We start from the raw sequence: 16,236 nt of genomic DNA, 5'->3' as shown, positions 1-16,236 counted from the left end.
CACTCTTTTAATTTAGTTTGCCATTGAGCTTGTTTTTTTGCTATCTTTGCTATCAACCCAAATATTTGGCACTGCTCCACCAGGTGTTAAGAAGATTTTAGCATCTTGGTTAACTTTAAGTGCTTCGTTGAATTGTTTTTGAGTTTCGATTTGTTTTAAGCTAAGCAAAGGAGCATTTAAGCTTTTTGCGATTTCTCTATTAGAATATGCTTGTGCATCGGCTTCTATTTTTACAGCACTTGCTCTACCTTTAGCGCTAATAATGGTAGCATTTGCTTCCCCTTCGGCTAAAGCGGCTTTTTTGAGTGCTTCTTGGTTGGCTCTTTCAACTTCATATTTAGTTCTTTCAGCCTCTTGTTTGGCAATTTGAACTCTTTCAATTTGTTCTTTTACTTTGATAGGTAAAATAATCTCTCTAAGTTGTACTGCTTGGAGTTCTGCTGGTTCGTTTGGTTGACTTTCTATGGTTTTTCTAATACCTTGATCAATTTGCACTGCTATGGTGTTACGATTAGTTGGTAGTTCTTCAGCGGTGTATTGTCCTACAACATTTCTTACTACATCCCTAACTACTGGATCGATGATTTTATTTTCCCAGTTTAATCCCCAAGTTGCAATAGTTTGAGGCACTTGTAAAGGGTTTAGTCTATATTGTACAGTTACATCAATAGATACAGGTAAACCTCTTGAATCAAGCACAGAAATACTGTTTTTATTAACCACACCTGAGCCTATATGTAAATTTTCGTTTACACCTTCAATTGAAGCGTAATTGATTTGTCGAACTCTAGTGTCTACGATGGTAATTTTTTGCAATATAGGCATAAAAAAGTGAAGTCCTGGTTCTAAAGGAGTAGGGCTGTATTTACCGGTGGTAGATTTGATCCCCATTTCACCTGAATTAACAATGGCAAAAGGTTTAAAAAGCGCAAAAATTAAAATTATAGCAATTGCACTATAAATAAGTGGAGAAAATTTTCCAAAGCCTTTGAAGTTAAATTCAGGTGCTTTGAAATTCAAGTTTTGCTTATTATTGTTTTGATTGTTTTTTTTGTTAAAATAATCATTCAAATCAGCTGGCATTAAGTTCCTTTATTAAATGTAAGTTAGCATTGAAGCGTATTTTTCATTGCGTCCATAAACTACATCAAAATACGCATTTTGGAGCTTTGTTGTTAGCTCACCTCTTTTTCCGTTTCCTATAATTCTTGCGTCTATATTATTAATTGGAGTGATTTCTGCTGCAGTTCCTGTAAAAAATGCTTCATCAGCAACATAAACTTCATCTCTTGAAATTCTTTGACGCACTATGCTTATACCTAAATCATGCGCAATTTTTAAAACCGTATCTTGCGTAATGCTTTTTAAAGAAAAATCATTTGGAGGAGTGATTAGTTTTCCATCTTTTATCATAAAGAAACACTCACCTGTTCCTTCTGCTATAAAACCTTCCTCATCTAGCATTAAAGCTTCTTCATATCCTGCTTCAATAGCTTCAAATTTAGCCATTTGGGAATTTAAGTAATTTGCGCTTGCTTTTGCTTTACCTAGGCTAGATTTTACACTATTTCTTGCAAAAGATGAAATTTTTACTTTAATACCTTTTTCTAAACCTTCCTCGCCCAAATATGCATCCCATTCCCATGCAGCAATAGCCACCCTAACAGGTGCATTGGCATGGTAGACTCCCATAGTGCCATCTCCTAAAAAAATCAAAGGACGCAAATATACATTGCTTTGAAAGTTATTTGCTTTTAAAAGTTCAATTTGAGCATTTTCAAGTTCTTCTTGCGAATAAGGAGAGTTGATTAAAGTGATTTTTGCGGATTCTAAAAGTCTTTTGGTATGTTCTTTTAGTCTAAAAATCGCCAATCCATTTTGCGTTTTATAAGCTCTTGTTCCTTCAAAAACTGCGTTTCCATAATGTAATGAATGTGTTAAAACATGAATTTTTGCATCTTCAAAATCAATGATTTTTCCATCCATCCAAATTTTTTTTGCCCTAATCATAAGTTGGTCCTTCTTGAAAATAAAATCAATTTTATCAAAAATATACTAATAATTGCTAGAATATAGTAAAATTCTTTATTTTATAAAAAAGGAAAAAGTATGCCAATTATTAATATCAAGCTAGCTAAGCCAGAATTTAGTAAAGAGCAAAAGGAAGAATTAATAGCAGATATCACAGAGCTTTTGCATACAAAATACAATAAGCCAAAACAAAATATAGTGATTATGCTTGAAAGTATTGAGCCTTATGATATTGCTTTTGGAGGAGAAAGCGTAGAAAAATTAAGATCAAAAGGTAACAAATGAAAGAGTTGCAAGTAGGAGATAAGGCACCGGTTTTTGAGCTTTTAAATCAAGATGGTGTGAAAATTTCATTAAGTGATTTTTTAGGAAAAAAGGTTGTTTTGTATTTTTATCCAAAAGATAACACCCCAGGTTGCACTACACAAGCTTGCGAGTTTAGTCAGCATTATGAAGTTTTTTTGGAACAAAATGCTGTGATTATAGGTGTTAGTCCTGATAGTGTGAAGTCGCATGAAAATTTTATAAAAAAATATGATTTAAAACATATTTTATTAAGCGATAGCGAAAAAGAAATCTGCAAACTTTATGGAGCGTGGGGTTTAAAGAAAAATTATGGCAAAGAATATGAAGGACTTATAAGATCTACTTTTGTGATCGATGTAGATGGAAATATTGCAAAAATATATAAAAATGTAAGAGCTAAAGATCATGCTTTTAAGGTGTTACAAGAATTATGTTAGTTCATATTTGTTGTAGTGTTGATAGTCATTATTTTATACAAGAATTAAGTAAAGCTTATCCTGATGAGAAGATCATCGGATATTTTTATGATCCAAATATTCATCCTTATAGCGAGCATGAGCTTAGATTTTTAGATGTTAAGCGTAGTTGTGATAAATTAGGTATTAAGCTATATAAAGGCGAGTATGAATATGAAAAATGGCTTGAGAGTGTAAAAGGTTATGAAGATGAGCCCGAAAAAGGCGCTAGATGTCAAATTTGTTTTGATTTTAGAATGCAAAAAAGCGTTGAATTTGCTCAAAAAATAGGAGAAAAAAGGCTTACTACAACCCTTTTAACTTCTCCAAAAAAAGATTTGGAGCAATTAAAGCTAGCACTACAGAAAGAATGTGATAAATTTGGCATAGAGTTTTTAGCCCCTGATTTTAGAAAAAATGGAGGCACGCAAAGACAATTTGCCTTAGCTAAGCAAGATATGCTTTATCATCAAAATTATTGTGGTTGTATTTATGCGCTTGCGAAGCAAAAAAGCCAAAAAGCTTTTATCGATGAGCTTATGAGTCCTATTAACAAACAAGTATTGCCCTCAAGTATAGAAGAAAAAATCAAATTATACAATCAAGTTAAAAATTTAGAAAAAAAAGGCATTCAGTTTGCAATCCAAAGAGAGAAATTTTTAAATTATCGTTTGTTAAGAGCTTTGATAAAACAAAACAAACAAGTTATAAAAGCCCATGTTTTATTTTATTCGCACTTTAAAAATTCATATACTAAATTCAGTATTTTAGAAGAAGGATTGAAGCATTATAAAAGTGTAAAAGATGAGATTAATCTATGGAGTTTTGATTACCTAAATAGTTTGTGTAAAATGCGTTTTAGGGATTTTGAAGACTTTTTGCAAAACCCCTTAAAAGTGGAACAAGAAATTAAAATAAGACAAAAGCACTTTGGAGCTTATGATCTTTCTCCGCTTGTGATTGTGGAAAAAATCAACAAAGGGTCATATGAATTTATAGCTAAAAGTGAAATTTATTTTGACAGTAGAGAAAAGATAGTGAAGTTATAAAACTTAATTAGTTTATTAATATTTTTTTTGTAAAATCTGAATTTTGAATATATTTTAAGGCTAAATTTATGATAGATGTAATGCAAATTCAAAAAATTTTACCACATAGGTATCCATTTTTACTTGTTGATAAAATCGTGGAATTAAAAAACAAAGAAGTTGTTAGAGGTTATAAAAATATTAGTATCAGTGATCATGTTTTTATGGGGCATTTTCCAGGCCATCCAATTTATCCAGGAGTACTGATTTTAGAAGGTATGGCGCAAACTGGTGGAGTATTGGCTTTTGAAAGTATGGACGATAAAGTGGATCCAAGCGAAAAAGTGGTTTATTTTACAGGAATTGATAATGCTAAATTCAGAAATCCTGTGCGTCCTGGTGATAGACTTGATTATGAAATGAGTGTTGTTAAAAATCGTGGAAATATGTGGATTTTTCAAGGAAAAGCTTTTGTAGATGGACAATTAGTTGCAGAAGCTGAACTTAAAGCCATGATAGTAGATAAATAATGAGCAAAATACATCCAAGTGCAGTTATAGAAGATGGGGCTATTATAGCAGATGATGTGGTGGTAGAAGCCTATGCTTATGTTGGAAAAAATGCCAATATAGGTGCAAACAGTGTTATTAAGCAAGGTGCGAGAATTTTGCCTAATGTGACTATAGGTGAGAATTCAAAAGTTTTTTCTTATGCTATAGTGGGAGATATTCCGCAAGATATTTCCTATAAAGATGAAATTAATTCAGGTGTTATTATAGGAAAAAATGCGGTTATTAGAGAGTTTGTGACTATTAATTCGGGTACAGCTAAAGGCGATGGTTTTACAAGAATAGGTGATAATGCTTTTATCATGGCTTATTCGCATATTGCACATGATTGTATTTTGGGAGATCATATTATTTTAGCAAATAATGCCACTTTAGCAGGACATGTAGAACTTGGTGATTATACTGTAGTGGGTGGACTTACCCCTATTCATCAGTTTGTTAAAGTGGGCGAGGGTTGTATGATAGCAGGCGCTAGTGCGCTTTCTCAAGATGTGGTGCCATTTTGTCTAGCTGAGGGCAACCGTGCAAGTATTAGAAGCTTGAATTTGGTGGGTATAAGAAGACGTTTTGATAAAGATGAAGTGGATGTATTAAGTAGGGCCTTTAAATTTTTATTCAGACAAGGAAATTTAAAAGACAATGCTTTAAATTTATTGGAAAATACCTCGAGTGAAAATGTTAAAAAAATGTGCAATTTTATTTTAGAAACAAAAAGAGGAATTCCTATATATAAGGAAAAAAACCATGGTTAAAAGATGTAGTTTTTGCAACGAAATAGAAACAAGTGAAAGAAGAATTTTGGTCAATGACTATAATAATGCTTTCATTTGTGAGTACTGTGCTGAAAGTGCTTGTAATATTTTCTTTGGAGAAGAAAAAGAACTAAAAAACAAAGAAGTAGATAAAGAGAATTTTAAAGATATAACCCCTAAGGAGTTGAAAGCGTATTTAGATAAATATGTCATCGGACAAGATAGGGCTAAAAAAATCTTTAGTGTAGGGGTGTATAATCACTATAAAAGACTTTTTAAATCAGATTTGGAAGATGATGATACAGAATTAGCCAAGTCTAATATCTTGCTAGTGGGTCCAACTGGAAGTGGGAAAACTTTACTAGCACAAACTTTGGCAAGATTTTTAGATGTGCCTATTGCAATTTGTGATGCAACTTCTTTAACAGAAGCAGGTTATGTAGGGGAAGATGTTGAAAATATCTTAACGCGTCTTTTGCAGGCTGCAGATGGTGATGTACAAAGAGCTCAAAAAGGAATTATATTTATTGATGAAATTGATAAAATTGCAAGAATGGGAGAAAACCGCTCTATTACAAGAGATGTAAGCGGAGAAGGTGTGCAACAAGCTTTACTTAAAATCATTGAAGGTTCTTTGGTGAATATCCCGCCAAAGGGTGGTAGAAAACATCCTAATCAAGATTTTATACAAATTGATACGACCAATATTTTATTTGTTTGCGGGGGTGCTTTTGATGGTATTGGTGATATCATTAAAAGAAAACTAGGTGATAATGTCATGGGTTTTTTTACTGATGATAAAAAAGATACAAAAGAAGCCTTACTGCAAAGACTAGAACCTGATGATTTGGTACATTTTGGACTTATTCCTGAACTTATAGGAAGATTGCATGTATTAGCTTCTTTGGAAGAGCTTGATGAAGAGAGTATGGTGCGTATTTTAACAGAGCCAAAAAATGCCATTATTAAACAGTATCAAAAGCTTTTTGCTATTGATAATGTGGAATTAAAATTTGAAGATGATGCTTTAAGAGAAATTGCTAAGCTATCGCTAGAGCGTAAAACAGGTGCTAGAGGCTTAAGAAGTATTATTGAAGAAATGATGGTGGATTTGATGTTTGACTTGCCAGAATATCATGGATATAGCATAGTCATTACAAAAGAAGTGATCAAAGAGGGTGCTAAACCTTTATTTATAAAAAATAAAAAAATTAAAGGCTGAGAATGATTTTAGATCAAATAATTGGATTTTTTTCAAGTGATATGGGTATTGACTTAGGTACTGCAAATACTTTGGTTTTGGTAAAAGATAAAGGTATAGTTATTGATGAGCCATCGGTGGTTGCGGTAGAGCGTGAAAGATATGGTAGAGTAAAAATTTTAGCAGTGGGAAAAGAAGCTAAAGAAATGGTGGGTAAAACACCGGGTAATATCGAAGCGATCCGTCCTATGAAAGATGGTGTGATTGCTGATTTTGATATGACTGAAAAAATGATCCGTTATTTTATAGAAAAAACTCATAGAAGAAAATCTTTCTTAAGACCTAGAATTATCATTTCAGTGCCTTATGGTCTAACTCAGGTTGAGAGAAAAGCTGTAAGAGAAAGTGCTTTAAGTGCGGGCGCTAGAGAGGTGTTTTTGATCGAAGAACCTATGGCTGCAGCTATTGGTGCAAATTTACCAGTTAGAGAGCCTCAAGGAAGCTTGGTGGTTGATATTGGCGGGGGTACAACAGAGATTGGAGTAACTTCTTTGGGCGGACTTGTAATATCAAAATCAATCCGCACAGCAGGAGATAAACTTGATACTAGTATAGTAAATTATGTAAAAGAAAAATATAACCTTGTTATAGGTGAAAGAACAGGCGAAGAGATTAAAATCGCCATAGGTTCAGCAGTGCAACTTCCAAAAGAACTTTCTATGGTAGTTAAAGGACGCGATCAAGTAACAGGTTTATTAAATAGGATTGAATTAACAAGTGAAGATGTAAGAGAGGCAATGCGTGAGCACTTAAAAGAAATTGCTGATGCGTTAAAAATTGTTCTTGAAATGATGCCACCTGATCTTGCGGCAGATATTGTTGAAAATGGTGTTGTTTTAACTGGCGGTGGAGCTTTGATACGCGGACTTGATAAGTATCTATCAGAAATTGTAAAACTTCCAGTTTATGTAGCTGATGAACCACTTTTAGCAGTTGCAAAAGGAACGGGTAAGGCTTTAGAAGAAATTTCATTATTGCATCAACTAACGAATGAAGAGTAAAATTCTTAGCGTATTAATCTTATCTTTTTTGGTATTCATTTCGTTTTATTATGGTGATGTAATAAAGCGAAATGTTTTAGATTTAAATATTGCTATTGTTAATCAATTCTCTCAAAGTCTTGAACTTCTAAAAAATAAATTTAATGAACATTTCAATCAAGCTCAAGAGATTAGACATTTAAGAGAAAGAAATGCTGAGCTTGAAAAAAACAACATTTATATGAAAAATTTTGCCAATGAATTAAATAATATTTTAAGTGATAAAAACTCAAGTTTTTATTATCCTAATGTGAGTTTAGTTAAGGCAACTTCTTATGCGCAAATTAGTGATTATCATAAGGTTTGGCTTGATATTGACTATAAGGGAAAAATCAAAGGTTTGATTTATAATGGCTATACAGCGGGTATCGTGATAGAAAAAAATGGCAGAGCTTTGGGGCTTTTGCAAGGTGATGAGGAATGTATTTTTTCTGTGTATATAGGCAAAGAGCAAGCACCAGGTATAGCTCATGGTAGAAATAATTATGTTTTGGTTAAGTATATCCCTAAATGGCTTGAGCTTAAAATCGGAGATAAAGTTTATACAAGTGGTTTAGATGAGATTTTCTTTTCAGGAATACCCGTGGGGGAAATTTATAAAGTAGAGGAAGAGGGTGCTTACCAAAATGCTTATGTTAAGCCATATGTAAAAATGAAAGTGCCGAGTTATTTTTATATGGTGGAAAATTTATAGCAAAGCATTATTTATTTTAATTGATATAAATTATTATTTATAATTGGGTATTACAATATCTCCTAAGTTAAAATTAGGAGCTTTAATGAAAAAATATATTAACACCTGTTTAGTGGCTTGTTGCTTAAGTGGCGTTGTTTATGCAAATGATGTAGAGTATGATGCGCAAAAAATAGCAGACATTTTTTACCAACTCAATGCAGATCCTAAAAATCCAAAAGCAAAAGTTAACCACGCAAAGGGTTTTTGTGCTATGGGGTCTTTTGAACCAGCTCAATCAATCAATAGAGAAATTGACGTGCCTTTGTTGATGCAGAAAAAATTACCAATTCAAGTAAGGTATTCTTTGGGCGGAGCTTTTAAAGATGATAAAAGCAAAACAAGAGGTATGGCTATTAGAATTACTAGTCCCAAAGACTCTGCCTCTTGGACTATGGTAATGTTAAATACAGAAATAAATTTTGCAAAAAATCCTAAAGAATTTGGTCAGTTTTTTGAAATGAGACTTCCGGTTAATGGTAGAGTTGATCAAGAAAAAATAAGTAAAATGATACAAGAAGTCGATTCATATAGAAATTTTGTTGCATATACTGATAAAATAGGCATTAGCAAGAGTGTTGCAAATACTCCGTTTTTTAGCATACATACTTTTTATTTTAAACAAGCAGGGAGTGAAGATTATTTGCCAGCAAGATGGAAATTAGTTCCAAGTGAGGGTGTAAAATACTTAAACGAAATGCAGATAAAAAATGCAAGTAGTGATTTTTTAAAAGAAGATTTTCAAAATCGTGTAAAATTAAACCAACCAGTAGAATATAAAATGTACTTGGTATATGCAAATCAAGATGATATTACTGATGAAACAACAGCATTGTGGAGTGGTAATCATAAAGAAAGTTTAGTTGGAACTTTTAAGGTAGATGCATTAAGCGATGAAGATTGTAATTTTGATGTGTTTTTTCCTTCAGATATACCTCAAGGAGTTAATCCGCCAAAAGATCCTTTGTTTGATGTAAGAAATGAAGCTTATGCTATAACTTTTGGCAATCGTCAGTAATTTTAGCCCTTAAAGGGCTAAATTCTTTACGAATTTCAACTTTTAAAAAACTTATATTTGTTATAATTTGGCTAAAAATTCAGCTTAGGAAATCATATGCCAAAAAGAACGGATATCAAAAATATACTATTAATAGGCAGTGGGCCTATCGTTATAGGTCAAGCTTGTGAGTTTGATTACTCAGGAACTCAAGCAGCAAAAACCTTAAAAGAGTTGGGTTATAGAGTGGTTTTAATCAATTCCAATCCAGCTACCATTATGACAGATCCAGAATTTGCTGATGCAACTTATATAGAGCCAATTACCAAAGAAAGTATTTTAAGCATAATCAAAAAAGAAAAAATCGATGCGATCTTACCTACTATGGGTGGACAAGTGGCGTTAAATGTAGCTATGGAAGTTTATGAAAGTGGTGAGCTTGGAGAGGTTAAATTTTTAGGTGCAAATCCTGAAGCGATAAAAAAAGGTGAAGATAGACAGATTTTTAAAGAAAGTATGAAAAAAATCGGCATGGATTTGCCAAAATCTATGTATGCATACAATTATGATGAGGCTTTAAAAGCGGTAGAAGAAATCGGCTTTCCTTTAATGATAAGAGCTTCTTTTACCCTTGGTGGTGCAGGAAGCGGTGTAGTGTATAATATGGATGAGTTTAGAGAACTAGCAAATACTGCTTTAGCGCTTAGTCCAATCCATGAAATTTTGATCGAAGAAAGTTTGCTTGGTTGGAAAGAATATGAAATGGAGGTTATTAGAGATAAAAACGATAATTGCATTATCGTTTGTTCTATTGAAAATGTTGATCCTATGGGGGTTCATACGGGAGATTCTATCACCATAGCTCCGGCATTAACACTTACTGATAAAGAATATCAAGCAATGCGTAATGCTTCTTTTGCGATTTTAAGAGAAATCGGAGTGGATACAGGTGGATCAAATGTCCAATTTGCTATCAATCCGGTCAATGGAAGAATGATAGTTATTGAAATGAATCCTCGTGTTTCAAGATCTTCGGCTTTAGCTAGTAAAGCAACAGGATACCCTATCGCTAAAGTTGCTACACTTTTAGCGGTTGGATTTAGTTTAGATGAAATCAAAAACGACATCACAGGCACTCCTGCTTCTTTTGAGCCGGTGATCGATTATATTGTAACTAAAATTCCTCGTTTTACTTTTGAAAAATTTCCAAACGCAAGCACCGAGCTTGGCACTGCGATGAAGAGCGTAGGCGAGGTTATGGCTATAGGAAGAACTTTTAAAGAAAGTATTCAAAAAGCACTTTGCTCGCTTGAGAGAAATTTAAGTGGTTTTGATGTGATAGAGTGTGACAAAAACGAACTTGTGACAAAAATTCGCCACGCGAATGAAAAACGTTTGCTTTATATAGCACAAGCATTCAGAGAAGGTTTTAGCACTCAAGAGCTTTATGAGCTTTGCAAAATAGATCCTTGGTTTTTAAATCAAATTAAAGCAATAGTGGATTTTGAAGATCAAATAGATATGGACATCTTAAGTAACAAGCAATTATTAAGAAAGGCTAAAACTTTAGGTTTTTCGGATAAAAAAATTGCTAGTTTGATAAATCAAAAAGATAATCTTGAATTAAGCCAAAACGATATTTATTACGCAAGAATTAAACATAAAATCATTGCTCAATATAGCGAAGTAGATACATGTGCAGGAGAATTTGAAGCACTAACTCCGTATTTATACTCAAGTATTAATGCAAGTGAAGCTACACAAGTTAAAGATGGTAAAGACAAAAAAGACAAAAAAGTAATGATTATAGGCGGTGGGCCAAATCGTATAGGACAAGGTATTGAATTTGATTATGCGTGCGTGCATGCATCTTTTGCTTTAAAAGATATGGGTGTAAAAACGATAATGTATAATTGTAATCCAGAGACAGTTTCAACAGATTATGATACCAGTGATATTTTGTATTTTGAACCGATCGATTTTGAGCATTTAAGAGCGGTGATTGATAAAGAAAGGCCAGATGGGGTGATAGTGCATTTTGGTGGGCAAACTCCGCTTAAATTTGCAAAACGCTTGAGTGCTTTTGGAGCAAAGATCATAGGAACTAGTGCAAGAGTGATAGATCTAGCCGAAGATAGAAAGAAATTTGCTAAATTTATTGAAGATTTAGGCATAGATCAGCCTAAAAATGGCACAGTAGTAAGTGTAGAAGAGGCGATTTTAAAAGCAAAAGAAATAGGTTATCCTGTGCTTGTTAGACCAAGTTATGTTTTAGGCGGTCGTGCAATGCGTGTAGTACATGATGAGAATGAGCTTAGATTATATATGCAAGAAGCAGTAGATGTTAGTGATAAATCTCCGGTTTTGATTGATCAGTTTTTAGACAATGCTACCGAACTTGATGTGGATGCAATAAGCGATGGAAAAGAAGTGTATGTGGCAGGTATTATGGAGCACATTGAAGAAGCGGGAATTCACTCGGGTGATAGTGCTTGTTCTTTACCTGCTGTAAATATCGATGAAGCTATGCTTGAGATGATTGAGCAAAAAACAAAAGATATTGCTTTAAATTTAGGTGTAGTAGGACTTTTAAATATACAATTTGCCATCCATAATAATAAGCTATATATGATAGAAGTCAATCCAAGAGCTAGTAGAACTGTGCCTTTTGTAAGCAAGGCTACGGGAATTCCTTTAGCTAAGGTAGCAACACGCGTGATGTGGCAAGGAAATTTAAGAGAAAGTTTGAAATTTTATGATACCTTTAAAGTAGTAGAAGAAAAAAATGGAATTTTAAGAGCTAAAAAACCAAAACACATTAGCGTAAAATCAGTGGTATTTCCTTTTGCAAAGCTTAACGGAAGTGATCTTGAGCTTGGGCCTGAAATGCGTTCAACCGGTGAAGTTATGGGTATTAGCAAAGATTTTGAAAATTCTTATGCAAAAAGTCAGCTTGCATCATCTAACTTCTTACCAGAAAATGGAAACGTCTTTTTGTCTTTAAGAGAACAAGATAAAAAATACGCAGTTGATTTAGCAAGTGAATACATTAAACTAGGATTTAAAATTATTGCTACAAGTGGAACTTTTAAGATTTTACAAGAAGCAGGTTTGGAATGTGAGTTTGTGCATAAAATTTCAGAAGGGCGTCCAAATGTAGAGGATAAATTTAAAAATTCTCAAATTCAACTTGCTATTAATACTAGCGATGAGCATAGTTTTAAGGGTGATACTAAAAAAATTAGAGCAAATATATTGCGTTTTAAAACCCCATATTTTACAAATTTAAGAGCGGCTTATGCAGGTGCAAAAGCGATTAAAGCTATACAAAATAAATCATGTCTTGAAGTAAAGAGCTTACAAGAATACTTAAAAGCATGATTTATCTTGCTCAAACTGATACAACAGCAGGGCTTTTAAGTAAAGACTTAAAAGCCCTTAATGCTTTAAAAAAAAGGCCTCTAGACCAAGCTTGTTTGGTTGCTACGGCTAAATTGAGTGAGTTAGCAAAACTCACTAGAGTGCCAAATCACTTTAAAAATACTGTAAGAAAATCCAAAAAAACTACTTTTTTGTATCCTAATTCTAAAGCAATACGTGTTGTGAAAGATTGTAGCCATGCAAATTTTTTAAAAAATTTTGACTGGCTTTATTCTACTTCTGCAAACGAACATGGAAAAAGCTTTAATTATCAATGGGCTATCAGCAATGCAGATGTAAAAGTAGATGAGTTTTTTTTTGAAAGTAGTGCCTCAAAAATTTTTAAAATTAGAGGCACCAAAAAGATTAAATTGCGTTAGTTTAATTTTTTAAAGGCCAAAAAACTTTTGGTTCTTCACCGATTTTTGCTTCTCCGTGGTACATTCCAAGTTTATCTTTAGTCCAAGCATAGCCGACTTTTCCATTTTTATCTATGGAGATGATCCCACCTGTTCCACCAAGTTTTGCTATTTGCTTGATGGTTTCCTCAACTGCTTCTTGTATGGAAAGTTTTTTGTATTTGTATAAAGCCGCAACTTCATGGGCTGCAGCTACTCTTATATAAATATCGCCCGTTCCTGTGCAAGAAATCGCAACCGAATCGTTATTTGCATAGTTGCCAGCTCCTATAATAGGGGAATCTCCAATGCGTCCTGTCATTTTATTTGTAGTTCCACCTGTGCTTGTGCCTGCTGCTAGGTTACCGTTTTTATCTAAAGCTATCGCGCCAACTGTACCTAAATACGGTTCAGTGTTTATGCCAAGGTGCGCTTTAGCTTTGTCGCTATCAAGCAACACTTCTTTGCTTTTTTTTGCTTCTTGGAGTTGTTTGTATCTGTGCTCTGTAAAGAAGTATTTTTGTCCTACTATTTCTAAGCCGTGCTTTTTGGCTAACTTATCAGCTCCTTCTCCGGCTATTAAAGTATGGGGTGTTTTTTCCATGACAAGTTTTGCTGCCTCGATAGGATTTTTAATGGTTCTAGCCATTGCTATAGCACCGGCTTTTAAATTTTTTCCATCCATTAAAGATGCATCAAGCTCATTAAATCCATCAGCGGTAAAAACTGCACCTTTGCCAGCATTAAATTCAGGGCTATCTTCCATTACTTTAATGGCGGCTATAACCGCATCAACAGAACTCCCACCTTGTTCTAGTATAGTTTGACCAGCTTTTAAAGACTCTTTCATTACTTTTTCTCTTTTGTTAAATTCTTCTTTTGTGAGTCCTAGGCCACTAGTTCCACCATGAATTACTATAATAGGTTTAAAATCTTTTGCATAAATATTAACACATGAAAAAAATACCAAGCTAATTAGCATTAATAGTACTTTTTTGTCATATGTAAAAAAAATCATATTATCTCCTTATATTAAAACTGTCTATTATATTAAATATAAATTAAATATAAATTAATTTATATAATAAAATGTGAAAATTTAAAACAAAATATTTATATTTTTTCTGTTTTATTAATATAAATCAAGAAATTTTTAATAATTACATTACAATGTTTATCAATTATTACATTTTATGGAGGTTTTTTAATGTTTAAAACGATTATCGCAAGAAGAATTTCTATGCTTACAGCTTTGATCTTGTGTATAGGCTTTGGGATTTTTGTAGGAATAAATTATCATTCTTCTAAAAGAGATATTTTACAAAGCATTACTCACGGAAAACAAGAAAGTGTGAAAAATGGTAAAAGTTTCATCGAGCTTTATTTTAATTCAAGAAAAGAAAATATAGATAAAATAGCAAAAGCTATTGTTGCTAGTAAAGATGTTGGAGAGGAAGGTCTTGCCAAGTTTTTAGAGCATGTTTTTACCTTGTATTCTTTTACGGCTATTTATGTAGGTTATGAAAAAGATGGAAGCTTGATTGATGTAGATATGAATTCTAAAGGTAAATATTTTATTTTAAATCAAGAAAAAGATGGTTTTGATGCTAGAACAAGAGCGTGGTATAAACTTACAAAAGATACCAAAATGATAAATATCTCTGATCCTTTTTTAGATGTAGTTACAAAAAAGATGGTCGTTTCGATCACTGCGCCTCTTGAAATAGATGGAAAATTTGTAGGAGTGTTGGCAGGAGAGGTTTTTCTTGATGATATGCGTAAAGCTTTTGAGGGGTTAAAAATAACTCCAAGCAATAGTGTTTTTTTAATCAATAATAATGGAAATTTGATCGCTCATTCTTCGGGGGATATTGATTTAAATAAAGAAAAAGAAATGGCAGATGCGATTAAATCTTTTGTAAAAGAAGTTAAAGCAGCACCTAACACACCAACTGATTTAATAAAATACACCTTAAAAGGTGATCAACGCGTTGCGGTGTGTTTAAATACAGCCAATGAAATGATGTTGTGTTCTGCAAATTCTTTAAAAGATTATGATGATGTTTTTGATAAATTGCTTGTTACGCAGATTATTTTTGGAGTGATATTTGTGATCGTTATTATTGCTATTTTGGGTGGTATGATAGATCATTTTCTAAAAAAAATCATCATTATACAAAATACATTAAAAAGCTTTTTTGATAGTCTAAATTATAAAAAGAAAATGGATTTGATGGAAATTAGTCTCAAAGGCAATGATGAATTTTCAGTTATAGCGCGTGAAATCAGTCAAAGCATTGTAAACACTCAAAACAACTTGCATAAAGATCAAGAGGCAGTTGCTGAAAGTGTTCAAAAATTAAAAGAAATAGAGCTTGGAGATTTATCTGTTAGAATTGATAATAATCCTATAAATCCTCAGCTAATGGAATTGAAAAACGTGTTAAATGAATTACTTGATATTCTAGAAGAGAAAATAGGATCAAATATCAATGAGCTTGATCGAGTGCTTGATAGCTACAAGGCGTTAGATTTTTCTACACAGGTTCAAAACGCAAAAGGTAATGTAGAGGTTACTACTAATGTACTGGGCGAAGAGATTAAAAAAATGCTTGTTTCATCTTCTACGTTTGCAAAAGAACTAACTTTACAAAGTGTAAAATTAGAAGAATCAATGCAAAAACTAGTAGATGGGACACACTCTCAGTCACAGTCGCTTGAAAAATCCATTCACGCGGTAGATCAGATCAACATCTCTATGCAAAATGTAGGCGATAAAACCAAAGAGGTTGCAACACAAGCAGATAATATCAAAGAAATTGTTAATGTGATTAAAGATATAGCAGATCAAACTAATTTGCTTGCTTTAAATGCTGCTATTGAAGCTGCGCGTGCGGGTGAGCATGGTCGAGGTTTTGCGGTAGTAGCTGATGAGGTGCGTCATTTAGCCGAAAAAACTGAAAAAAGTTTAGGAGAGATTGAAGCTAATGTAAATATTTTAGTGCAAAGTGTGAATGATGTATCTAGTTCAATGCAAGAACAAACTCAAAGTATTACACAGATTAATGATGCAATTGTCAATTTAGAAAGTGTGACAAAAGAAAATGTAGAAATTGCAAATTTCACAAATGAAGCTACCAAAGCAGTTGGAAACATCTCTCAATCTATACTCAAAGAGGTTGAAAGTAAAAAAATTTAACTCCAAAGAGCTTATGTTTTGTAATTTTAGTTATAATTTGCAGTTTT

15 protein-coding genes are annotated in these 16,236 nt (G+C 33.0%); 12 read left to right on the top strand and 3 right to left on the bottom strand.

The window, feature by feature from the left end:
* Positions 1-12: 12 nt before the first annotated feature.
* Positions 13-1,083, bottom strand: a complete 1,071-nt coding sequence (locus tag CKA54_RS03770) for a prohibitin family protein (RefSeq protein ID WP_120760112.1) — start codon at positions 1,081-1,083, stop codon at positions 13-15.
* A 12-nt stretch (positions 1,084-1,095) separates the two neighbouring features.
* The gene (ilvE, locus tag CKA54_RS03765; protein ID WP_120760110.1) at positions 1,096-2,010 is read right to left on the bottom strand and encodes a branched-chain-amino-acid transaminase; all 915 of its coding nucleotides are present in this window, start codon (positions 2,008-2,010) and stop codon (positions 1,096-1,098) included.
* A 99-nt stretch (positions 2,011-2,109) separates the two neighbouring features.
* Between ilvE and CKA54_RS03760 the strand changes: the two genes are divergently transcribed.
* From CKA54_RS03760 to CKA54_RS03710, 11 genes are all read left to right on the top strand, one after another.
* Positions 2,110-2,316, top strand: a complete 207-nt coding sequence (locus CKA54_RS03760) for a 4-oxalocrotonate tautomerase family protein (RefSeq protein WP_043020214.1) — start codon at positions 2,110-2,112, stop codon at positions 2,314-2,316.
* Positions 2,313-2,774, top strand: a complete 462-nt coding sequence (gene bcp, locus CKA54_RS03755) for a thioredoxin-dependent thiol peroxidase (protein ID WP_043020213.1) — start codon at positions 2,313-2,315, stop codon at positions 2,772-2,774. Before CKA54_RS03760 ends, bcp begins: the two co-directional genes overlap by 4 nt.
* Positions 2,768-3,841: an epoxyqueuosine reductase QueH gene (locus CKA54_RS03750; RefSeq protein WP_120760108.1), complete on the top strand. Its 1,074-nt coding sequence runs from the start codon at positions 2,768-2,770 to the stop codon at positions 3,839-3,841. The genes bcp and CKA54_RS03750 overlap by 7 nt, the downstream gene beginning before the upstream one ends.
* A gap of 68 nt (positions 3,842-3,909) precedes the next feature.
* The gene (gene fabZ / locus CKA54_RS03745) at positions 3,910-4,350 is read left to right on the top strand and encodes a 3-hydroxyacyl-ACP dehydratase FabZ (protein ID WP_039664568.1); all 441 of its coding nucleotides are present in this window, start codon (positions 3,910-3,912) and stop codon (positions 4,348-4,350) included.
* Positions 4,350-5,141: an acyl-ACP--UDP-N-acetylglucosamine O-acyltransferase gene (gene lpxA, locus CKA54_RS03740; protein WP_043020211.1), complete on the top strand. Its 792-nt coding sequence runs from the start codon at positions 4,350-4,352 to the stop codon at positions 5,139-5,141. The genes fabZ and lpxA overlap by 1 nt, the downstream gene beginning before the upstream one ends.
* Entirely contained in the window at positions 5,134-6,363 is a 1,230-nt protein-coding gene (gene clpX / locus CKA54_RS03735) for an ATP-dependent Clp protease ATP-binding subunit ClpX (protein ID WP_039664566.1), read from the top strand. The genes lpxA and clpX overlap by 8 nt, the downstream gene beginning before the upstream one ends.
* Positions 6,364-6,365: 2 nt before the next feature.
* Entirely contained in the window at positions 6,366-7,403 is a 1,038-nt protein-coding gene (locus tag CKA54_RS03730; RefSeq protein ID WP_039664565.1) for a rod shape-determining protein, read from the top strand.
* Positions 7,393-8,136: a rod shape-determining protein MreC gene (mreC, locus tag CKA54_RS03725; protein WP_120760106.1), complete on the top strand. Its 744-nt coding sequence runs from the start codon at positions 7,393-7,395 to the stop codon at positions 8,134-8,136. Before CKA54_RS03730 ends, mreC begins: the two co-directional genes overlap by 11 nt.
* Before the next feature lie 85 nt (positions 8,137-8,221).
* Positions 8,222-9,193, top strand: a complete 972-nt coding sequence (locus tag CKA54_RS03720) for a catalase (RefSeq protein ID WP_120760104.1) — start codon at positions 8,222-8,224, stop codon at positions 9,191-9,193.
* Positions 9,194-9,289: 96 nt separating this feature from the next.
* Positions 9,290-12,553, top strand: a complete 3,264-nt coding sequence (gene carB, locus CKA54_RS03715; protein ID WP_120760102.1) for a carbamoyl-phosphate synthase large subunit — start codon at positions 9,290-9,292, stop codon at positions 12,551-12,553.
* Positions 12,550-12,972, top strand: a complete 423-nt coding sequence (locus tag CKA54_RS03710; RefSeq protein ID WP_120760101.1) for a Sua5 YciO YrdC YwlC family protein — start codon at positions 12,550-12,552, stop codon at positions 12,970-12,972. The genes carB and CKA54_RS03710 overlap by 4 nt, the downstream gene beginning before the upstream one ends.
* A gap of 1 nt (position 12,973) precedes the next feature.
* Here CKA54_RS03710 and CKA54_RS03705 read toward each other — a convergent pair whose 3' ends face one another.
* Positions 12,974-14,008 carry an isoaspartyl peptidase/L-asparaginase family protein gene (locus CKA54_RS03705; protein WP_120760099.1) on the bottom strand — a complete coding sequence of 345 codons (1,035 nt, stop codon included), beginning with the start codon at positions 14,006-14,008 and terminating at the stop codon, positions 12,974-12,976.
* 189 nt (positions 14,009-14,197) lie between these two features.
* On the opposite strand from CKA54_RS03705, the gene CKA54_RS07845 reads away from it, so the two are divergent.
* On the top strand, positions 14,198-16,189 hold the full coding sequence (locus tag CKA54_RS07845) for a methyl-accepting chemotaxis protein (RefSeq protein ID WP_120760097.1): 1,992 nt from the start codon (positions 14,198-14,200) through the stop codon (positions 16,187-16,189).
* Positions 16,190-16,236: the final 47 nt, after the last annotated feature.

It is taken from the genome of Campylobacter sp. P255 (assembly GCF_003627915.1).
GTDB lineage: Bacteria > Campylobacterota > Campylobacteria > Campylobacterales > Campylobacteraceae > Campylobacter_D.
This window is presented reverse-complemented; position numbering and strand designations above follow the sequence as displayed.